This window comes from Luteimonas sp. TWI662, assembly GCF_039673825.1.
Classification (GTDB): domain Bacteria; phylum Pseudomonadota; class Gammaproteobacteria; order Xanthomonadales; family Xanthomonadaceae; genus Luteimonas.
Genome location: NZ_JBDJMI010000001.1, coordinates 399,748 through 419,637, shown reverse-complemented (window position 1 = coordinate 419,637; position 19,890 = coordinate 399,748). Strand labels below are relative to the sequence as shown.

At 68.4% G+C, this 19,890-nt stretch carries 15 protein-coding genes; 8 read left to right on the top strand and 7 right to left on the bottom strand.

Annotation, left to right across the window (positions count from 1 at the left end; genetic code table 11):
* Positions 1 to 22 precede the first annotated feature (22 nt).
* Positions 23 to 1,297, top strand: coding sequence for a YihY family inner membrane protein (locus ABE488_RS02095; RefSeq protein ID WP_346446914.1), 1,275 nt, complete (start codon positions 23 to 25; stop codon positions 1,295 to 1,297).
* The gene (locus ABE488_RS02090; protein ID WP_346446913.1) at positions 1,294 to 1,848 is read left to right on the top strand and encodes a TlpA disulfide reductase family protein; all 555 of its coding nucleotides are present in this window, start codon (positions 1,294 to 1,296) and stop codon (positions 1,846 to 1,848) included. Before ABE488_RS02095 ends, ABE488_RS02090 begins: the two co-directional genes overlap by 4 nt.
* 39 nt (positions 1,849 to 1,887) lie before the next feature.
* Here ABE488_RS02090 and ABE488_RS02085 read toward each other — a convergent pair whose 3' ends face one another.
* Complete coding sequence (locus tag ABE488_RS02085) at positions 1,888 to 3,303, bottom strand: serine hydrolase domain-containing protein (RefSeq protein ID WP_346446911.1); 1,416 nt, start codon at positions 3,301 to 3,303, stop codon at positions 1,888 to 1,890.
* Between the two features lie 84 nt (positions 3,304 to 3,387).
* Here ABE488_RS02085 and ABE488_RS02080 point away from each other — a divergent pair, with 84 nt between their 5' ends.
* Entirely contained in the window at positions 3,388 to 3,990 is a 603-nt protein-coding gene (locus tag ABE488_RS02080; RefSeq protein WP_346446909.1) for a LemA family protein, read from the top strand.
* A 92-nt stretch (positions 3,991 to 4,082) separates the two neighbouring features.
* Positions 4,083 to 5,993, top strand: a complete 1,911-nt coding sequence (locus ABE488_RS02075) for a M48 family metallopeptidase (protein ID WP_346446907.1) — start codon at positions 4,083 to 4,085, stop codon at positions 5,991 to 5,993.
* Here the strand turns inward: ABE488_RS02075 and ABE488_RS02070 are convergent, their stop codons facing one another.
* The gene (locus ABE488_RS02070; RefSeq protein ID WP_346446905.1) at positions 5,994 to 7,586 is read right to left on the bottom strand and encodes a GMC family oxidoreductase N-terminal domain-containing protein; all 1,593 of its coding nucleotides are present in this window, start codon (positions 7,584 to 7,586) and stop codon (positions 5,994 to 5,996) included. It lies immediately after the preceding gene.
* A 116-nt stretch (positions 7,587 to 7,702) separates the two neighbouring features.
* Between ABE488_RS02070 and ABE488_RS02065 the strand changes: the two genes are divergently transcribed.
* Positions 7,703 to 9,049: an MFS transporter gene (locus ABE488_RS02065; protein WP_346446904.1), complete on the top strand. Its 1,347-nt coding sequence runs from the start codon at positions 7,703 to 7,705 to the stop codon at positions 9,047 to 9,049.
* A 31-nt stretch (positions 9,050 to 9,080) separates the two neighbouring features.
* On the opposite strand, the gene ABE488_RS02060 is transcribed toward ABE488_RS02065, so the two are convergent.
* Positions 9,081 to 9,494 (bottom strand): hypothetical protein, encoded by a 414-nt coding sequence (locus ABE488_RS02060; protein ID WP_346446902.1) that lies wholly within the window; start codon positions 9,492 to 9,494, stop codon positions 9,081 to 9,083.
* Positions 9,495 to 9,567: 73 nt separating this feature from the next.
* Positions 9,568 to 12,051: an acyl-CoA dehydrogenase gene (locus ABE488_RS02055; RefSeq protein WP_346446900.1), complete on the bottom strand. Its 2,484-nt coding sequence runs from the start codon at positions 12,049 to 12,051 to the stop codon at positions 9,568 to 9,570.
* A 180-nt stretch (positions 12,052 to 12,231) separates the two neighbouring features.
* Here ABE488_RS02055 and ABE488_RS02050 point away from each other — a divergent pair, with 180 nt between their 5' ends.
* Positions 12,232 to 12,852 (top strand): TetR/AcrR family transcriptional regulator, encoded by a 621-nt coding sequence (locus tag ABE488_RS02050; RefSeq protein WP_346445081.1) that lies wholly within the window; start codon positions 12,232 to 12,234, stop codon positions 12,850 to 12,852.
* A 269-nt stretch (positions 12,853 to 13,121) separates the two neighbouring features.
* On the opposite strand, the gene ABE488_RS02045 is transcribed toward ABE488_RS02050, so the two are convergent.
* From ABE488_RS02045 to ABE488_RS02035, 3 genes are all read right to left on the bottom strand, one after another.
* The gene (locus ABE488_RS02045; protein ID WP_346446898.1) at positions 13,122 to 15,974 is read right to left on the bottom strand and encodes a TonB-dependent receptor; all 2,853 of its coding nucleotides are present in this window, start codon (positions 15,972 to 15,974) and stop codon (positions 13,122 to 13,124) included.
* Between the two features lie 212 nt (positions 15,975 to 16,186).
* Complete coding sequence (locus tag ABE488_RS02040) at positions 16,187 to 17,038, bottom strand: hypothetical protein (protein ID WP_346446897.1); 852 nt, start codon at positions 17,036 to 17,038, stop codon at positions 16,187 to 16,189.
* Between the two features lie 105 nt (positions 17,039 to 17,143).
* On the bottom strand, positions 17,144 to 18,049 hold the full coding sequence (locus ABE488_RS02035; RefSeq protein WP_346446895.1) for an Hsp33 family molecular chaperone HslO: 906 nt from the start codon (positions 18,047 to 18,049) through the stop codon (positions 17,144 to 17,146).
* A gap of 129 nt (positions 18,050 to 18,178) precedes the next feature.
* On the opposite strand from ABE488_RS02035, the gene mtgA reads away from it, so the two are divergent.
* Positions 18,179 to 18,886: a monofunctional biosynthetic peptidoglycan transglycosylase gene (gene mtgA, locus ABE488_RS02030; RefSeq protein ID WP_346445088.1), complete on the top strand. Its 708-nt coding sequence runs from the start codon at positions 18,179 to 18,181 to the stop codon at positions 18,884 to 18,886.
* 8 nt (positions 18,887 to 18,894) lie between these two features.
* Positions 18,895 to 19,887 carry a glycosyltransferase family 2 protein gene (locus ABE488_RS02025; RefSeq protein WP_346446990.1) on the top strand — a complete coding sequence of 331 codons (993 nt, stop codon included), beginning with the start codon at positions 18,895 to 18,897 and terminating at the stop codon, positions 19,885 to 19,887.
* The last annotated feature ends 3 nt before the right edge of the window (positions 19,888 to 19,890 follow it).

The following is a 19,890-nucleotide window of genomic DNA, read 5'->3' as shown; positions in this document are numbered from 1 at the left end:
ACCGCTTTGCTACGCTGCGTCGATGGAACCGCTCGACACCCTGAGCCGCTGGAGCGAGCGCATCACCGACCGCGCGCGGGCGCTGTCGTTCGCGCGTTTTCTGTGGCGGCGCTTTCTCGACGACCGGCTGTTCGAGGCCGCCGGCGCGCTGGCCTTCACGACCGTGTTCGCGCTGGTGCCGCTGTCGATGGTGGTGTTCGGCGTGCTGACCGCGTTCCCCGCATTCGGCCAGTGGCGCGACCAGCTCAGCGACTACATCTTCTCCAACTTCGTGCCCAGCAGCGCACGCGCGGTGGAAGCGGTGCTGCTGCAACTGTCGGCCAACACCGGGCAGCTGACGACCATCGGTGTCGTGGCGCTGGTGATCTCGGTGCTGGTGACGCTGCTCAGCGTCGAGGGCACCTTCAACCGGATCTGGCGGGTGAAGTCGGCGCGGCCGACGGTCGGCCGTTTCCTGGTGTACTGGACCGTGCTCACGCTCGGCGCGCTGATCGCGACGGCGAGCCTGGCGGTGTCGGCACGGTTCTTCGCGCTGGAGATCTTCAGCACCGATTCGGGGCGCTGGTTGCGCGGTGCGATGCTGTGGGCGGCGCCGATGCTGATCGAACTGGTCGCGTTCGCGACGATCTTCCGGGTCGTGCCGCATCGCACCGTGCAGTGGCGGCACGCGTTCGCCGGCGCCGCGCTGTCGGTGCTGCTGTCGGAACTGGTGAAGTGGGGCATCGGTCTGTATCTGGGCAGCTTCAGCGCCTACGAAAAGATCTACGGCCAGATCGCGTTCCTGCCGATCTTCCTGCTGTGGGTGTATCTGGGCTGGGTCGCGATCCTGCTCGGGGCCTCGTTCGCCTCGTCGATCTCGGCCTTCCGTTACCAGCCGGCGCACCTGCGGCTGCCGCGCGGCTATGAGTTCTACGGCCTGCTGCGCATGCTCGGCCGTTTCGCCGAGGCCCGTCCTGCCGGCCGCGGGCTGCACAGCGACGAGATCCAGACGCTCGAACCGATGCTGACCGACGCCCTGGTCCAGCAGATGCTCGCGCAACTGGAGGACATCCAGTTGTTGCGCCGCGCCGAGACCGGGGAGTGGCTGCTGGCCCGCGACCTCGATGGCCTGAGCCTGGCCGAGCTCTACGAAGCCTGTCATCTGCGCATCCCGATCGAGGAAGCGCATCTGCCGTGTCGGGACGACCGCCTGGGCGTGGCCGCATCGGCCGCTCTCGACGACCTGCGCATCCCCTTGCGCGACCTGCTCAAGCGCCGGGTTGCCGGCGTCTACGCCCCACCGGAGACTTCTGCATGATTCGCCGCCTCGTTCCTTGCCTCGCCCTCGCCGCCGCCCTTGCCGCCTGCCAGCGCGGCGAAGAGGCCGTCGCTCCGGTCGACGACCGCGCCGCGGCGACGCCTGCCGGCGACTCCGCGCCGGCGTCGTCGCACGAACGACCGGCACTCCGCGTCGAGACGATCGATGGCGGCACGTTCGATCTGGCCGAGCACCGCGGGCAGTGGGTCGTCGTCAATTTCTGGGCCACCTGGTGCGCGCCATGCCTGAAGGAGATGCCCGAACTGTCGGCGCTCGATGCGATGCGCGAGCACGTGCAGGTCGTAGGACTGGCCTACGAGGACACCACCGCCGAAGACTTGCGCACGTTCCTCGAGGCGCGTCCGGTGGTCTATCCGATCGCGATCGTCGACACCTTCGAGCCGCCGGCCGATTTCGAGACGCCCAAGGGCCTGCCGATGACCTATCTCATCGGGCCCGAGGGGCGGGTGGTCGAGAAGATCCTCGGGCCGGTCACCGCGGCGAGGCTCGAGGCACTGATCGCGCAGGCGGGCGGGCCCGCAGTCGGCTGAGCCGCGCGACGCGGCCCGGCGCGTGCCGGGCCGTCAGGATCATTCCGGCGTGGCCGCCGCGCGGTATGTGGTGCTGCCGCCGCTTGCCGTGTGCGTCGGTGCGGGGCCGCGCTGGGCGTGCAGCAACTCGATGTTGGGATCGACATCGAGCCAGCGCTGCGGCGGCAGGCCGATGGCGCGGTCGAGGATCGTCGGCATCAGCCCGGACGGCAGGCCGCTTTCGCTGTTCCACAGCACGACGATGCCCAGATCGCGCTCGGGCATCATCGCCATCAGGCCGCGGTAGCCCTGGACGGCGCCGCCGTGGAACACCACACGCTCGCCCGAGTAGTCGAACACGCGCCAGCCCAGCCCGTAGCCGGCGGCCTCGAGCCGGTCGCGGCGCCAGGATGAGTTGCGCATCTCCGGCGGGGTGCCGACGATCGGTGCCTGCAGCGTCGCCAGCAGGGGGGCCGGCAGCACGTCGGGGCGGTGCCCGGTCTGGCCGAGCATCCACTGCGCCATGTCGGCGATGCTGGCGTTGACGCCCGCGGCCGGCGCGAGTCGGTAATAGGTGGGCTTGGGCATCAACGAGGTCCAGCCTCCGCCCGCGCGCACGTGCGGCTTGGCCCAGCGCGGGCTGGCCTGGATGCCCTCCAAGCCGTAGCTGGCGTCGTTCATGCCCAGCGGCTTGAAGATCCGCCGCGACACCGCCTCGCTGAAGAACTGCCCGGAGGTCGCGAACACGACGTCGCCGATCAGGCTGAAGGCGACGTTCTGATAGGCATAGCAGTTGCCGGGCTGGCAGGTCATCGGTGCCGCCGAGAGTCGCTGTACCAGGTCGTGATAGTCGGCATTGCGCTCGATGTCACGGTCGTAGGTGTTGCGGCCCAGGCCGACGCGATGGCTCAGCACGTCGGCGACGGTGAGCTGCTGGGCGGCCGAAGGATCGGAAAAACGCAGCGACGGCATGTAATCGACCACATGACTGTCCCAGCGCAGCGCGCCTTCGGACACCAGCAGGCCGGTGATCGTGCCGGCGAAGGATTTCGACAGCGAAGCGAGCCGGAACACGGTGTGTGCATCGACCGGCTCGGCGGACTTGACGTCGGTGATGCCGTAGCCGCGCGCGCTCAGCACCTGGCCGTTGTGGACGATCGCCATCGCCAGGCCGGGCACGCGTTGATTGGCGACCAGGTCCTGCGCCATCGCCTCGAACAACGCGACATCGAAGCCGCTGGCCAGCGGCTTGGGCTGGCGTACCGGCATCAGCGGCTCGGGCTTGACCGCGTCCTCGCGACTGCGGGCCATCGGGCGCTCGTTCAACGGCACCACCGAGGCGAGTTCGGCGATGTCGTCGGCCGCTTCGCTTTCCGCAGGCGGACTTTGCGCCGCCGAGCCGAGCGCGGCGGGCAACAGCAGGCCGATCAGACCGATCCGGGCCAGTGGGCGGCGAGCTGGATGTCGGCTTTTCATCGGGCCTTCCCCCTGCGTATGCTCCGGCGATGCGGGGATGATATAGCGCGTCAAATCCAATTTGCATGAACAAGGGGAAGTTTGATGGGTAGCCTGCTGATCCTGCTCGTTTTTGTCGGTGCGGCCGTTGCACTCGTGCTTGGGGGCATCGGGATCTACAACGCACTCATCACCGCCCGCAACGCCTACCGCAACGCGTTCTCGCAGATCGATGTACAGCTGCAGCGTCGGTTCGACCTGATTCCCAACCTCGTGGAGACCGCCAAGGGCTATCTGCAGCACGAGCGGCAGACGCTCGAGGCGGTCGTCGCCGCACGCGGCGCGGCGCAGGCCGGGCTCGCGGCCGCCAAGGCCGCGCCGGGCGACCCGGCCGCGATGGGCCGACTGGCGCAGTCCCAGGGGGCGCTCGATGGCGCGCTGGGCCGGTTGTTGGCGGTGTCGGAGGCCTATCCCGAGCTCAAGGCCAGCCAGACCATGCTGCAGCTGACCGAGGAACTGACCAGCACGGAGAACAAGGTGGCGTTCGCGCGGCAGGCCTACAACGATGCGGTCATGGCCTACAACAACCGGCGTGAGGTGTTCCCCTCGAGCTTGGTCGCCAACAACTTCCGCTTCCGGCCGGCGGCGCTGCTCGACATTCCCGCCGATCGCGCGGAAATTCGCGACGCGCCCAAGGTGCGCTTCTGAGCCACGGGGAACGGGACTCTTGCATCGGGGACGGGCGCGCGGCGCGCCGCCTGCTTGAGTTTCCGGTTCCGGTGTCCTGATCCCGGTCTGCCATGAACTTCTTCGAACGCCAGGCACGGGCCAGACGGCAATCGACACGGCTGGTGGTGCTGCTGTCGCTGGCCGTGATCGCGATCGTCGCAATCGTCGACGCCGCGGTGTGGTGGCTGCTCGGACCGCACGTCGTCGCGCTGGCCTGGGCGACGGCGCTGACCGCCGGCACGATCGCGCTCGGCTCGCTGTACCGCATCGCGACGCTGCGCGGCGGCGGCGACCGGGTCGCACGCCAGCTCGGCGGCATACCGGTCGCCGAGGACACCCGCGACCTGCATCTGCAGCGGCTTCGCAATGTCGTCGAAGAAATGGCCATCGCGTCCGGCGTCCCGGTGCCGCGCATCTATGTGCTCGAGCACGAACCGGGCATCAATGCGTTTGCCGCCGGTTACACCGCGTCCGACGCCGTGGTCGCGGTGACGCGCGGGACCCTCGACCGGCTCAATCGCGACGAACTGCAGGGCGTGGTCGCCCACGAGTTCAGCCATATCCTCAACGGCGACATGCGCTTGAACGTGCGACTGATGGGCGTGCTGTTCGGCATCCTGATGCTCGGGGTCGCCGGCCGCAAGGTGCTGGTACACGGCCGCCACGCACGCATCAGCCTGTTCGCCGCGCTGTTGGGCCTGGCCGCCGTGGCGATCATCGTAGGCAGCGTCGGCACGTTGTTCGCGCGCATGATCAAGGCTGGCGTGAGCCGCAGCCGCGAGGAACTGGCCGATGCCTCGGCCGTGCAGTTCACGCGCCAGACCGCCGGTCTTGCCGGTGCGCTGAAGAAGATCGCGGGCATGACGGACGGATCGCGCCTCCAGCACCGCGGCGCGGCAGAGGAGGTCAGCCACATGCTGTTCGGCGACGGGCTGGGGCTGCGCGGGCTGTTTGCCACCCACCCGCCGTTGCTACAGCGCATCCAGGCGTTGGAACCGGGATTCGATGCCGCGCAGCTCACGCGGCTGCAGGTGCAGTGGTGGCAGTCGCCGCCCGACGGATTGGGCGAGGACGCTGCGCTGGGCCTGCTGCCCGCGGTGCAGGCCTTGCCGCAGGCCGGCGGGTCGATGGCGCTGGACCCGCGCACGGTGTCGGCCCAGGTCGCGCAACCGCACCAGGACGATTACGCGCGGGCGCATGCCCTGGTGTCGGCGATCGACGGCGGCCTGCGTGCGGTGGCCCTGCATCGGGACTCGGCGATGCCGCTGCTGCTGGGGCTGCTGCTCGACGACGATGCGGGCGTGCGCGGCCTGCAGCACGAGGCGATCGCGAGCCGGCTCGGTCAGGCCTCGGCGATCGAGGCCGACCACCTGCGCCAGTCCCACCTGCGCACGCTCCATCCGATGTTGCGCCTGCCACTGGCCGCACTGGCCTTTCCGGTGCTGCGCCGGCAGACGCGGTCGACGCTCGCGGCGTTCCTGGACACCGTCCATGCGGTGGTGCACGTCGACGACCATGTCTCTCTGTTCGAGTACTGCCTGGGACGACTGCTGAACGCCCGGGTCCGCGACGCGCTCGCGCCAGCGCGCCATGTCCGCTTCGGGCGTCGCAGGCCGGGCAACGTCAAGCACGAGTTCGCGACCTTGCTCGCGGTGGTCGCGCAGGCCGGCCATCCCGACGATCCGGCCGCGGCCCGGCGCGCCTATCTGGCCGGCATGCAGCGGGTATTGCCGCGCGATCATCTTCCCTACGCGCCGCCGATCGCGGGCGTGCAGGCACTCGATGCGGTCTGGGCACCGCTCGACGCCCTCGATCCACTGGCCAAGCAGGTGATGGTCGAGGCCATCACCGCAGCCGCGAGCCATGATGGCCGCATCCGCGTCGCCGAGTCCGAACTGCTGCGCACGATCTGCGGCGTGCTGCACTGTCCGTTGCCCGCCGCGCTCGAGCCGGCCCCGGAGCGCCTGCTCGGCGCGGCGTGATCAGGCCTTCAGGATCAGTGCGGCGGCGCGCTCGGCGAGCATGACGACCGGTGCATTGAGATCGCCACCAGGCAGCGTGGGCATGACTGAGGTATCGACCACGCGCAGGGCGGCGACACCGCGGACCCGCAGCTGCGGATCGACGACGGCCTGCGCGTCGTCGCCCATGCGGCAGGTGCCGACCGCGCGATGGACCGATTCGGCCTGGTCGCGCACGAATGTGGCCAGGGCGGCCTCCGAGGTGCCGTCGCCCGGCGGCAGCGGTGCGCTGCGGATGCCGTCGAAGGCGGGCTGCGCCAGGATCGTACGCGCAATGCGTGCGCATTCGACCAGCATTCGCAGGTCGAAGCCCGCCGGATCGGTGAGGTAGCCGGGGTCGATCCGCGGTCGGTCGGTGATCCGGTTGCCGGTCAGCTGGACATGGCCGCGGCTGCGCGGTCGCAGGACGCAGGCGCGCAGGCTGCAGCCCGCACCGAGCGTCGCGTCATGTGCCTCGAGCTGCGCCGGCGCGAAGTGGAGCTGGATGTCGGCGCGGTCGTCGCTGGCGAGTGATGAACGGAAGAAGCCGCCTGCCTCGAACCCATTGCTGGTCCCCGCGCCGCGCCGGCCGCGCACGAAGTAGTCCCAGGCCATCGCCACCTCGCGCAGGCGGCGATGGCGCGCGGCACTGTCGCTCCGGAGCGCGATGCGGATGCCGAGCGCGTCGCGCAGGTGGCGACCGACATCCGGTGCGTCGTGCACCACCGGCAGCCCATGCCGACGCAGCGCCATCGCCGGGCCGATGCCCGAGAGCATCAGCAATTGCGGCGAGTTGATCGCGCCGCCGCACAGCAGCACCTCGCGCGTCGCCGGCTGGTGGAACGCGCCGCGCGCGGTGGCGTAGACCACGCCCGATGCGCGGCCGTGCTCGAACGTCACGCGGTTGACCCGCGCCCCAGTCACGATCGTGAGGTTGGGGCGTGCCCTGGTCGCGCGGTCGAGATACGCGGTGGCCGCCGAGCAGCGTGCGCCCTCGCGCTGGGTCACCTGGTACAGGCCCACGCCGTGTGGGTCGGGGCCATTGAAATCGGTCGTGGCCGGCAGCCCGGCCTGGCGCGCTGCTTCGATGAACATCCGCGTGCGTGGGTCGACATGGCGCAGGTCGGAGACCGTCAGCGGCCCATCGCCGCCGTGCAGCATGTCGCCGCCGCGGATGTTGCCTTCGGCCCGTCGGAACCACGGCAGCACGTCGCGCCAGGCCCAGCCCTCGGCGCCGTGGGCGGCCCAGTCGTCGTAGTCGGCCGGGGCGCCGCGGGTGTAGCACATCGCGTCGATCGCGCTCGAGCCGCCCAGCACCCGTCCGTGCGGCCATCGCAGGGTGCGTCCGGCGAGCTGCGGCTGTGGCGCGGTGGTGTCGTCCCAGGTCACGCCCCGGCCGCGGAGCTTGCCCGCCGCCGCGGGCATGTGCAGGAACGGGTGGGTGTCGTTCGGGCCGGCTTCGAGCAGCAGCACCTGGATCTGCGGATCGGCGCTGAGCCGGTGCGCGAGTACGCAACCGGCGGCGCCGGCGCCGACGATGACGTAGTCGTAGACGGGCGGAGGCGTTGGGGGCATCGGATGCGTGGGCAGGACGGGGCGACAAGGATAGGCGGGCGCGGTGCACAGCGCTGGCGGTAGCCGGGGTCATCGGCTAACGTGCGCGTCGACAGCCGCCTCCCGCACGTGTCCCGATGACCGACGTTGACGCCGATGCTCCCCACGGGCGCGGCCAGTTCCGGCGTGCGCTGCGCGAGTCGCCGCCGCTGTGGTGGGCGCTGCTGTACTTCTTCTGCCTGCTGTGCGGCTACTACGTGCTGCGCCCGGTGCGTGATGCGATGGGCGCCTCGACCGACGCGGTCGCCATCTTCCCGGGCTTCATGCTCGACTGGGCCGCCTCGCGCGGGATCGCACTGGGCGAGTTCACGCTCCAGGTGCTGTTCACCGGCACGTTCTTCGTGATGCTGGTGTTGCAGCCGCTCTACGGCGCGCTGGTGTCGCGTTTTCCCAGGCGGGTCTTCCTGCCTGTGGTCTATCTGATCTTCATCGCGTGTCTCATGGCGTTCCGATGGGCGTTCGACAGCGCCTTGCCCGGGCGCGGCGCGCTGTTCTTCATCTGGATCGCGGTGTTCAACCTGTTCGCGGTCAGCGTGTTCTGGAGCTTCATGGCCGACGTGTTCGATGATGCGCACGCCAAACGCTGCTACGGCTACATCGGCGCCGGCGGGACGATCGGCGCGTTTCTCGGGCCCCTGATCACGACATTGCTGGTCGGACGCATCGGGGTCGGGAACCTGCCGCTGATCAGCGCAGGCTTTCTGGCCGTCTGCCTGCTGTGCATCCTCAAGCTGCGGGCCTGGGCACGCCGCAACGAGGCGCGCCGCGCCGCGCAGGACGAGCGTGCGATCGGCGGCTCGGTCTGGGCCGGGCTGAAGTTGATCGTCCGCGATCCGTTGCTGCGCGGGCTGGCGCTGCTGATGTTCTTCGGTGTCGGCGTCGGCACGCTGCTCTACAACGAACAGGCGGCGATCGTGCGCGCGTCGTACGCGACTGCCGAGGCGGCCACGCGCTACTACTCGACGATCGACTGGGCCGTGAACGGGCTGACGATCCTCGTCCAGTTGCTGCTCACCCGCTGGTTGCTGCGCCGCTTCGGTGTGGCGCCGTTGCTGTTGCTTCCGGCCTGCGCGATTCTGGTCGGCTTCTCTCTGCTCGCGGCCTCGCCGTATCCGCTGCTGGTGGCGGTGGTCCAGGTCGCGACCCGGGCCAGCGAGTTCTCGCTGTCGAAGCCGGCACGCGAGACGCTCTATACCCGCGTGGACCGCGAGTCGCGCTACAAGGCCAAGGCGGTCATCGACACCGCGGTCTATCGCGGCGGCGATGTCACCTTCGTCTGGGTACACAAGGCCTTGGCCGCACTGGGCTCGCAGGTGGTGTTCCTGGCCGGCGTGGGCATCGCCGCGGGCATGCTGGCCGGCGCCTGGCGCGTGGTCCGTGCCGAGCGCCGGCTGCCCGATCGAGGGGGCGAGCCAGTCGTCTAACGGCGTCTTTGCAGTGGCGCGCGACCGGTGTTCAACCCGATGCGAACCCACGCACCGCCAGAGCGGTGAACATCAGCGCGCCGAGCAGGAACAGCGCGCTGAGCAGGTGCACCAGCGGATGGTGCACACGGAGCCAGACGAACTGCAGCACCAGCCGCAGCCACCAAAAGGCCGCCATGCCGGCGAGCACGGTATGGCCCAGCGACGTGCCGGCGAGTGCGCCCGGCATCGCCAGGCACAGCCACGCGACACCGAAGAACACCAGCACGAGCTGCGCATTGGCGATCTGCACGATCGCGCGGTTGGCGACCGTCGTGGCCTGCAGCGTGCGCGGCCACCCGAACAAGCGCCAGAACGCAAGGTGGAAGACCGCAAAGGCCAGGCTGTGCACGCCGCAGGCGATGAGCAGGGCGGCGTCGAAAGCAGCAAGGCTGCTCGATGGCATGCCGGGCTCCAGATACGAAAACGGGCACGGCCTGCAGGAGGACCGTGCCCGTTGGGGAACGCAGATCGCAGCCTCAGGCTGCTTCGCGTGACCCGTCTTCCCGGCGGCGTGCGACCAGGTCGCGATAGCCGGCCGAGCGCAGTTCCTCGGGGTCGAAGTCGTCGACGGTGATCGTGTCGAGCGTCAGCGCGCGCAGTTCCTCGAGCAGCCCACGCTCCTCGGCACTAATATGGCCTTCGCGCACGGCCTCATCCAACTGGGCGTCGTAGTCCAGCGCCTCGATGCCCTTGCTCTTGAGCGCCTTGAGGAACTTGCGCTCCACCGGCTCGGCCGCGACCGCCTTGGCGAGGTAGCTGGCGATGCGGCCGCCGGGATTGCGCTCGGTCGGCTGCAGGAACACGCCATCGGCCAGGCGCTCGCGCGCATCGTTGAGACTCATCAGCAAGGCCGCCACACGGTGCCCCAAGCGGTCGCCGGGCGCCTCGGCGCGGCGGCCGAGCGGGAAGATCAGTGCCCACATCAGCCAGCCGACCGGACGGATCGGGAAGTTGCGCAGCGCCGCCGACAGCGCGGTCTCGATCTTGTGCACGCTGTCGTGGAATGCCCAGGCCAGCAGCGGCTTGTCCGCTTCGGGCGCGCCCTCGTCGTGATAACGCTTGAGGATCGCACTGGTCATGTAGATGTGGCTGAGCACATCGCCGAGCCGGCCCGACAGCGACTCCTTGAACTTCAGCTTGCCGCCGAGCATCAGCATCGACACGTCGGCCATCAGCGCAAGATTGGCCGAGTAGCGGTCGAGCTTGCGGAAGTAGCGCCGGGTGTAGGCATCGCCGGGTGCCGCGCCGATCCGTGCGCCGGTCAGGCCGAACCAGAACGAGCGCACCGCATTGGAGATTGCAAAGCCGATGTGCCCGAACAGGCTGCGATCGAACGCCTCCAGGCCCGCCGCGGTATCGGGGTCCTGTGCGGCCTTCATCTCCTTCATGACCCACGGATGGCACAGGATCGCACCCTGGCCGAAGATCAACAGGCTGCGCGTCATGATGTTCGCGCCCTCGACGGTGATCGCGATCGGCGCGGCCTGCCAGTTGCGGCCGGCGAAGTTGCGCGGCCCCAGGATGATGCCCTTGCCGCCGATCACGTCCATGACGTCGCTGATGACCTCGCGGCTCATCGTCGTGCAGTGGTACTTGGCGATCGCCGACGGCACCGACGGCACATCGCCGCGGTCCACCGCGGCTGCCGTGGCCTGCGACAGCGCGCTGATCGCATAGGCCTTGGCGCCGATGCGTGCGAGCGCTTCCTCGACACCCTCGAAGCGTCCGACCGACAGCCCGAACTGCTTGCGGATGCGCGCATAGGCGCCGGTGATCACCGCGCCGGCCTTCGCACCGCCGCTCGCCGTCGACGGCAGCGTGATCGAACGGCCGACCGCCAGGCACTCGTTGAGCATGTTCCAGCCCTTGCCGGCCATCTCGGCGCCGCCGATCAACTGGCTCAGCGGAATGAAGACATCCGTGCCGCGGATCGGGCCGTTCTGGAACGGCGAGTTGAGCGGGAAATGGCGGCGGCCGATCTCGACGCCAGGGGTGTCGCGCGGCAGCAGCGCTAGCGTGATGCCGATGTCCTGGGTATCGCCGATCAGACCCTCGGGGTCGTACATGCGGAAGGCCAGACCGATCAAGGTGGCGACCGGCGCCAACGTGATGTAGCGCTTGTCGAACGTCAGCCGCACACCAAGCACGTTGGCGCCGTTCCACTCGCCCTTGCAGACGATGCCGTAGTCGGGGATCGAGGTCGCGTCCGAGCCGGCGAACGGACCGGTCAGGCCGAAGCAGGGCACCTCCTGGCCGACCGCCAGGCGCGGCAGGTAGTAGTCCTTCTGCTCCTGGGTGCCGTAATGGTTGAGCAGTTCGCCCGGACCGAGCGAGTTCGGCACGCCGACCGTGGAGCTGACCACACTCGAGACCGACGCCAGCTTCTGGATGACCTTGTGGTGCGCGAGCGCCGAGAAGCCCAGACCGCCGTAGGCCTTGGGGATGATCATCCCGAAGAAGCGGTTCTCCTTGATGTAGGCCCACAACTCGGGCGGCAGGTCGGCATGGACATGGGTCAGCTCCCAGTCGTCGACCATCGCGCACAGCGTCTCGACCGGCCCATCGAGGAAGGCCTGTTCCTCGGCGGTGAGCTGCGGCTTGGGATAGTTCAGCAGAATGTTCCAGTCCGGATCGCCGGTGAACAGCTCGCCCTCGAAGCCGACCGAGCCGGTTTCCAGCGCGATACGTTCGGTCTTCGACAGCGGCGGCAGTACCTTGCGAAAGAACGTCAGCAGCGGCGCGGTGATCAGCGCCTTGCGCACCGGCGCGATCAACAGCGGCACCGCGATCAGCGCGACGACGACGGCGGCGACGACGGTCGCCGTGGCATTGGCGCCAAGCAGCCAGCAGGCCAGCAACAACGTGATCGTGATCGCGGCCCAGTAGGCGAGTCGCAGCCGGTGGTAGGCGGCGAACGCGCCGGCAAGGAGAAAGGCGAGGAAGGGGATCGCGACACTCATCATGGACTCCGACAGTCGGCGAGGCAGGCGGGAGGGCGACGGAGACGTCGCCCCAATGGGCCGATCTTGACCGTACGGTCGAGTATGGTAATGCGAACGACCGAAGTCAATGCTGCGCCGCGGCGCGTCTTCGCAGCGTCGATACTGTTGCCGACGCAGGCGTATGGATAGACTGTCGCGATGAGCAAATCCGCTTCACCGCCCGCCGCGGGCACCGCCCGGACCGGCACCACTGCGCCCGAGCGCCAGGGGCGCCTGAGCGCCGACGACTGGGCCCAGGCGGCGCTGGACCTGATCGCCGAAGCCGGCGTGCAGGCCGTCGCCGTCGAGCCCCTGGCCCGCCGCCTCGGCGTGACCAAGGGCAGCTTCTACTGGCATTTCCCGTCCCGAGACGCCTTGTTGCAGGCCGCGCTCGAGCGCTGGGAGAACGTCGAGCAGGAGGCCCTGTTCGGCGCGCTCGAATCGATGCCCGACGCACGCGAGCGCCTGCGCGCGCTGTTCCACATGGTCGCGCGCGAGTACAAATCGCACGTCATCTACAGCGCCCTGCTCAAGGCGCAGGATCACGCCACGGTGCAGCCGGTCATCGAGCGCGTATCCAAGCGTCGCCTCGACTACCTGACCGCGTCCTTCCGCCAGGCCGGACTCGCCCGCGAGGACGCCCAGCACCGCGCGCGCCTGACCTACGCCGCCTACGTCGGCTTCCTGCAGCTGAACCTGCAATTGCACCAGGCCCGCATGCAGCAGGAGGAGTTCGATGCCTATGTCGAGCACTTGGCGAGGACGCTGGTGCCGCGCTAGCGCGAACGCGCCCAACGCATCGAAGGATCGTGCCGCCCCGCAGCCCTGCCCGCTGCCAGACGGCGGCCCGCGCGTGGACTGACGTCTGTCCGGCTGCGGCCGAGCGATCGGTTCGGCAGCGCCATCGGGCGCCGGTGATCGGTGAATGACCTGTCGCAGGCGTGCCGGTTGGCGACGTCTCGCGCCGCGATGTCCGTCTTCGCTTCCGCAAAAAAAACTGCGGCCCTTTCGGGCCGCAGTCAGTTGTCACAGAACGGAACCGATCGGGATCAGAAGTTCTGCTGGTACTTCATGAACACGAAACGACCGATATCGAATCCGCCGTAGTACGAGAAGTTCGACGTCTGCGTGGCGGAGGCGCCGCGCAGCCAGGGAGCCGCGATGTGGTCGAAGACGTTGTTCGCACCGACGGAGATCTTGGCATTCCAGGGCGCCGAGTACGTGACCTGAAGATCGTGGAACGTATTCGATCCCAGATCGTTCTGCGGCGTGATCCGGCCGAGCGTCGCCGGTGAAGCGAAGTTTGGCCGCGAGCAGTGCTCCGGCGTGAGGTTGTAGCAAGCCTCGCGCGAGCCGGAGTAGTAACGCACGCCCCAGTTGACGGACCAGTCGGCCAGCGACCAGTTAACGCTCATGTTGGAGCGCACGCGGAAGTACGAGCCGGTGCCGGTGGCCTGGGACGGCACCGCGGTCGGATCGTTGGTCGCCTTGGTCTCGTACTTGCTCGTGTACGTGGTCTGCCACTTAGCGCCGAAACGGCCGTAGTCGGTGTTAAGCGCGTAGAGAACGTCGAAGTCGAAACCTTCGGTATCGGTGTAGCCCGCATTGCGCATGCCGTAGGTGAGATTGTTGACGATCTGCAGCACCGGATCGCGGGAGAACATCGCACAACGCGACTCGATGAGGCCGACATAGCAGTCGTCGAGGATCAGGTTCGGGCTGTCGCTGACGATGGTCTGCTCGATCCGAATGTTCCACCAGTCGAGTGCGAGGCTCAGGCCTTCCACATACGAAGGGTTGTAGACCAGGCCCAGCGTCTTGGACACTGAAGTCTCGGGCTGCAGAAGGCGATTGGAGCCGCTGGTGAACGGAACCGGGCTCTGGCCGGCGCCGCTCTCGGTCGGAATGAAGCCCTGGCGCAGCTGGCGATAGCCGGCCGAGACGTCCTGCAGGCAGCGTGCCGTGCCGCGTGCGACACCGTAGACGCTGTCGCAGGGATCGACGAAGTTGGTCGGGAAGGTCTGCGAACCGCCGCCGTAGAGGTTACCGATCGTCGGGGCGCGGAAGCCTTCCGACCAGGTGCCGCGGACGAGCAGGTCGCTGATCGGACGCCACTTGAGGCCGGCCTTGCTATTGGTGGTATCGCCGAACGTGTCGTAGTCAGAGTACCGGCTGGCGATGCTCAGGCTAAGCTCCTGCGCGCCCGGCATGTCTGCCAGCAGCGGCACGTTCACCTCGCCGTAGACTTCGTCGAGCTTGTATCGCCCGAAGGTCGGACCAGCGGCGAGATTGGTCGAGTTGCCGGACTGGGCGATCGCGTCGGGATAATAGCCGCCTTCCTCCTTGCGATGCTCGATGCCCAGCGCGAAGCCGAGATCGCCGGCGGGCAGCGTGAACAAAGCGCCGCTGATGTTGGCGAAGTAGTTGTTGGTCTTCGTGTTGCCGAGCGCATGCTCCTCACGGAAGAACTGTTCACGCACCGCCGGATCGTCCAGCGAGTTCGCGACTGCGCCGGTGCCGAAGCCTGCGAAGGGGTTCCACGGCACGCAATCGGTCAATGCGATCGGTTTGGCTGCGGTACCGCACTGGACCACACCCTGGCTGTTGAGGAACGACGGGCCGACGGCCGCGGCAACGGCGGGAATGTAGAAGTTCCCGTTGTTGATGGTCGTCTGCTCGTTCTCCGTGAACATGTAGCCGACGTCCCAGTCGAAGTAGCGCGAGCCGACTTCAAAGGAACCTTCGAGTGCGGCGGTGAAGCGCCAGGTCGACACGGTGGTGTCGGTGGTGCGCGGCACTTCCCAACCGCGACGGCGGAAGTCGATCTGGGTGCCGGGACGGGGATTGAAGTAGCTGTCCGGAGACATCGGCGCGCCAATGGCACCCGACTCGAGGGGATAGCCGGCGATCTGGCGGTGCGACTCGCGGCGCATGTAGCCCAGGTCGGTGGAGAAGGTGACGTTGTCCGTGATGTCGTAGTTCGCGTTCACGTACAGCGAGCGACGCTCCAGCGGCGTCAGCAGGTGCATCTGGTCGTTCGAACGGCTGGTGTCGGCCGACGTCTGCGGATGGAAGTTCTCTTCGCCGATGGCGCTGCTACCGCGATTGGGAGCGAACCACGGGGCGGAGGAGGCCGAGCCGGAGGGCCGCCAATTGCCCCACTGTCCGACCGGGGTCAGGCTGGCGGCGGGGAAGCCCGGCGCGCTATCGGCGGAGAACCAGCGGTCCCGCGCCCACACCTCGCTTTCCTTGTGGTAGTCGGCACCCACCGTGATCGAACCGCGGTCGCCGGTGAAGCCGACCATGAAGTCGAAGCTCTGCTTCTCGCCGTCGCCCTCGCCGTACTGGCCGTAGTAGGCGTTCGCCTGCGCGCCTTCGAAGTTCTTGCGGGTGATGATGTTGATCACACCCGCCATGGCGTCGGAGCCGTAGACGGCCGAGGCGCCGTCCTTGAGGATCTCCATGCGCTCGACCATCACCATCGGAATGGCGGAGACGTCCTGGTAGCCGTTCGGGCTGATGCCCAGACGCTTACCGTTGACCAGGACCAGGGTGCGCTGAGCGCCGAGGCTGCGCAGCGAAATGTACTGGCCGCCCGCTTCCTGGTTGGAGGTCAGGGGTGAGGATCGGCTAAAGGCGGGCGCACCAGCAGCGGAAACATTCTGCAGAACATCAGCAATGCTGCTGAAGCCCTGCGCTTCGAGCTCCGAGCGCGAGATCGAAAGCACTGGCTGCGCCGTTTCCACTTCCACTTGGCGGATGCGCGAACCGGTGACCTCGATTCGATCGAGGGTCGTCGTGCTGTCGCCGGATTGCGCAAAGGCGGTACCGCCGAACGTCGTCGCGCCCGCGACGATGGCAAGGCTAATCGCGTCGCGCAGCCTGTTGGTCTTCAAGATCATACTTCTCTCTCTCCAAGTGAGTCTTGGGATTGCCCCCATGAGAACCTGCAGATGACGTCAAGTGAGACGCCAAATTCTGCAAGGCTTCGGCCGATACTAGCGAGGGTGAAAGAAAAATTAAAGAGGCGTTAACGAAATGCGTGCGCTTTGTGAAATTGCGCTGCAAGCGCCAAATGACCTTGCTTAAGCTGAATGCGCGATTCAGCAGCGGGCTACAGATCCTGCTGGTACCGGATGTACGGCACGGCACCGTCATCGTCGGGCAGGTCGGCCATGCGCGAGAACGGGTTCTTTCCGCGGGTGACGACGTTCTCGGCGCCGACGGTGAGCTGCCCGCTCCAGGGCGTGCGCCAGCTGACGCCTACGCCCAGGCCTTCCCACTTCGGAAGCCCCGGGGTGTCGACCACCTGGCCGACGATGTTGGCGCTGAAGCGCCCGATGCCGCCGCCGACGCTGACGCTGCTGCTGGTCCAATGTCCGCTGAGGTCGGCCGGGGCGGTCGCCGACGGGATCAGGGTGGCCTTGGCGAGTGTCCCGGCCAGCGAGACATACGCGTCGTCGCCGATGTTCTTCCTGGCAAACACGGTCAGGTCGTGGACGTCGACCCGGCCGGCGGAGCCGCCTCGTGCCGGGGTCAGCCAGCCGGGAAGGGTGTCGCGGCCTTCGCCGAGCGTCACGCCGGCGCCGCCACTGGGGCGGCTGAAGGACGCGGTCGCCGTCGCCCGACGGTTGCCGGGGGCCGGGTCGTCGAGCGAGGCGAGCTGGCAGTTGCGTGCCAGGCTGCTTACGGCGCCGTTGAAGCTGCTGCCCGGGCTGCACAGCAAGGCCAGCGAGCTGCCGGGTTCCAGGCCGAAGGCGGCGTCGAATCGGTTTTCGCCCATGCGCCAGCGCCCGCCCGCCTGGTGCGGCGTGGCCGGTTCGAGGACGAGGAAGGCTTCGACCTTGCCGGAGGTGTCGAGGACCGGCAGCACGGTCTGGTTGCGCCTTTCCTGCGCATGCGCACCCGTCGCCACGCACAGCGCGAGGGACGAGGCGAGCAGCAGTGGCGTCAAGGACAGTCGCATGGCCGATGTGACCCGGTCGTTGCCGGGAAGTTCCCCAGATTCACCGACCCTACTCTAGAGGGTTTATGTTTATTTAACAATCCTGCCGCTGTTCCGGCAGGGCCCCTACTGCAACCGGTCCGAGACCTCGCCGCTGGCCACCGGGGCCGCGAGCAAGCGCTCGATCTCGTCCTCGGAGAATCGGTAGACACGACCGCAGAACTCGCAAGTCACCGACGCCTCGCCATCGATGGCCGCCGCGCGGGCCTCCGTTTCGCCCAGCGAGACCAGCATCGCCTCCACGCGCTCGCGCGAACACGAGCAGGCGAAGGCCAGCGGACGATCGCCGAGCAGTTGCGGGTCGTCGTCGGGAAACAAGCGCGCCAACAGCGTCTCGACGGGCCATCGAAGCAGTTCGCCGGTCGAGAGCGTGTCAAACAGGATGCTCGCCCGGTTCCAGCCGTCCTCGTCGCCCTCGTCGCCCGGCAGCTTTTGCAGCATCAGCCCGGCGGCGTGGTCGCCTTCGACCGCGAGCAGCACGCGCGTGGGCAGCTGTTCGGACTGGCGGAAGTAGTCTTCGAACGCACCCGACAGCGATTCGGATTGCAGGCCGACCAGGCCCTGGTAGCGCATCGGGTCGCGGCCCTGGGCGGGATTTTCGATCGTCAGCGCCAGGATCGCGTCGTCGCCGAGCGCGCGCAGGTCGCGCGAGATGGTCGCAGCGCCCGTCTCGGCGATCCGCGCGATGCCGCGGATGGTGCCGGCGGCAGTGCATTCGGCAAACAGCGCGCGCAGCGGGCCGGATGCGCGCAGTTGCACCGACAGCCGCCCATCGACCTTGGCATGGCCGGTGAACAGTGCGGCGGCCGCGCAGGCCTCGCCCAGCAGGACTTCGACCGAGGCGGGATAGCGGGCGTTCGCCAGGACCCGGCGCCAGGTCTCGGTCAGGTGCACGCGGACGCCGCGCACGCCGGCGCGCTGGAGCAGGAAGCGGGACAGCCGGTCGCTGTCGGGAGCGGAGGTTTCGGTCATGGGTTCGTCGGAAAGCGGCGGCGATTGGCGGCATCGGGCGTGCCCGATACAGTGGCCGCCATGATGCAGTCGGTTCGAGAAGATGGGGGCGAGGGCAACGCGGCGCAAGCAGGCGTTGGACATCGGGATGTGGCACCGCGTCGGCGCCGATGGCTGCGCCGGCTGCTGTGGCTGCCGGTGCTGGCGATCGGATTCACCGTGCTGCAGGTCCTGGTGCTGCGCGTGATCGATCCGCCGTTCTCGACGGTCATGGCGCTCCGCCAGGTCGAGGCCTGGACCGGCGGCGAGGCCGATTTCGTGCTCTACCACCAGTGGCGCGATCTGGATCAGATCGCGCCGTCGCTCGCGGTCTCGGTGATCGCCGCCGAGGACCAGAACTTCGCGCGGCACCGTGGCTTCGACCTCGAGGCGATCGAGCGTGCACGCGCGCACAACGCGCGTGGCCGCTCGACCCGGGGCGCGAGCACGATCAGCCAGCAGACGGCGAAGAACCTGTTTCTGTGGAGCGGGCGCAGTTGGGTGCGCAAGGGGCTGGAGGCCTGGTACACGGTGCTGATCGAACTGCTCTGGCCCAAGACCCGGATCTTGGAGGTCTACTTGAACGTCGCCGAGTTCGGCGACGGCATCTACGGTGCCCAGGCGGCCGCGCGCGCGCATTTCGGCAAGGACGCGGCGCAACTATCGCGTGCGCAGAGTGCGCGGCTGGCGGCGGTACTGCCGAGTCCGCGGCGCTACAACGCCGCGCGTCCGGGCCCGTATGTGCAGCGCCGGGCACAGTGGATTGAACGCAATGCGCGCCAGATCGGCGGCGAGGGCTATCTGGAGGCGCTGCGATGAGCGCCGGCGTGCAGGCCGAGCGGCTGACGATCATCATCGCCGCGTTCGACGAGGCGCGGTCGCTACCGCTGTTGCACCCCAGGATCGCGGCGGTCATGGAGGCGCTCGCCGACGATGGCGTCGATGCGGGCGTGCTGTACGTCGACGACGGCAGCGTCGACGAGACCTGGGGAGTGCTGCAAGGGTTGGCCGCCTCGGATCGCCGCGTGTCGCTGCTGCGGCTGTCGCGCAACTTCGGCAAGGAGATCGCGCTGACCGCCGGCCTGGACCTGGTCACGGAAGGTGCGGCGATGATCCTCGATGCCGACGGCCAGGATCCGCCGGAACTGATCCCGCGCTTCGTCGCGCTGTGGCGCCAGGGCTACGACGATGTCCACGGGACCCGGGTCAGCCGCGAGGGCGAGCGGTGGATCAAGAAGCTCACCGCGCACGTGTTCTATCGGGTGATGCAGCGGCTCGCCAAGACCCCCGTGCCGGCCGATACGGGCGACTACCGGTTGCTCTCGCCGCGTGCGCTGGCCGCGCTGCGCCAGTTGCGCGAGCGGCACCGCTTCATGAAGGGGCTGTTCGGCTGGATCGGATTCAACCGCGTCGCGTTGCCTTACCAGCGGCATGCGCGTCTGGCGGGGCGCACGAAGTTCGGCTTCTGGCGGCTGTGGAACTTCGCGCTCGAAGGCGTGACCAGTTTCTCGACCGCGCCGTTGCGCCTGGCGACCTACGTGGGTGTGTTCACCGCGTTCGGGGCCTTCGCGTTCGCGCTGTGGGTCATCGCCAAGGCGATGCTGTTCGGCGACCGCGTGGCCGGTTGGCCGACGATGATGGCCGTGATCCTGTTCCTGGGCGGCGTGCAACTGGTGGCGCTGGGCGTGATCGGGGAGTACTTGGGCCGCCTGTACGAGGAGTCCAAGCAGCGTCCGCTCTACTTCATCCGCGACTGGCACCCGGCGGGGGCTGCCGCGCCGGCGGTCGACAATCCAGGCGACGACCGCCACGGCCGCTGAGGC

Coding starts and splice junctions, on each gene's coding strand:
- ABE488_RS02045 (WP_346446898.1), bottom strand. CDS start 15,974: ATGATCTTGAAGACCAACAGGCTGCGCGACGCGATTAGCCTTGCCATC.
- ABE488_RS02095 (WP_346446914.1), top strand. CDS start 23: ATGGAACCGCTCGACACCCTGAGCCGCTGGAGCGAGCGCATCACCGAC.
- ABE488_RS02060 (WP_346446902.1), bottom strand. CDS start 9,494: ATGCCATCGAGCAGCCTTGCTGCTTTCGACGCCGCCCTGCTCATCGCC.
- ABE488_RS02065 (WP_346446904.1), top strand. CDS start 7,703: ATGACCGACGTTGACGCCGATGCTCCCCACGGGCGCGGCCAGTTCCGG.
- ABE488_RS02040 (WP_346446897.1), bottom strand. CDS start 17,038: ATGCGACTGTCCTTGACGCCACTGCTGCTCGCCTCGTCCCTCGCGCTG.
- ABE488_RS02080 (WP_346446909.1), top strand. CDS start 3,388: ATGGGTAGCCTGCTGATCCTGCTCGTTTTTGTCGGTGCGGCCGTTGCA.
- ABE488_RS02055 (WP_346446900.1), bottom strand. CDS start 12,051: ATGAGTGTCGCGATCCCCTTCCTCGCCTTTCTCCTTGCCGGCGCGTTC.
- ABE488_RS02050 (WP_346445081.1), top strand. CDS start 12,232: ATGAGCAAATCCGCTTCACCGCCCGCCGCGGGCACCGCCCGGACCGGC.
- ABE488_RS02085 (WP_346446911.1), bottom strand. CDS start 3,303: ATGAAAAGCCGACATCCAGCTCGCCGCCCACTGGCCCGGATCGGTCTG.
- ABE488_RS02070 (WP_346446905.1), bottom strand. CDS start 7,586: ATGCCCCCAACGCCTCCGCCCGTCTACGACTACGTCATCGTCGGCGCC.
- ABE488_RS02090 (WP_346446913.1), top strand. CDS start 1,294: ATGATTCGCCGCCTCGTTCCTTGCCTCGCCCTCGCCGCCGCCCTTGCC.
- ABE488_RS02035 (WP_346446895.1), bottom strand. CDS start 18,049: ATGACCGAAACCTCCGCTCCCGACAGCGACCGGCTGTCCCGCTTCCTG.
- ABE488_RS02075 (WP_346446907.1), top strand. CDS start 4,083: ATGAACTTCTTCGAACGCCAGGCACGGGCCAGACGGCAATCGACACGG.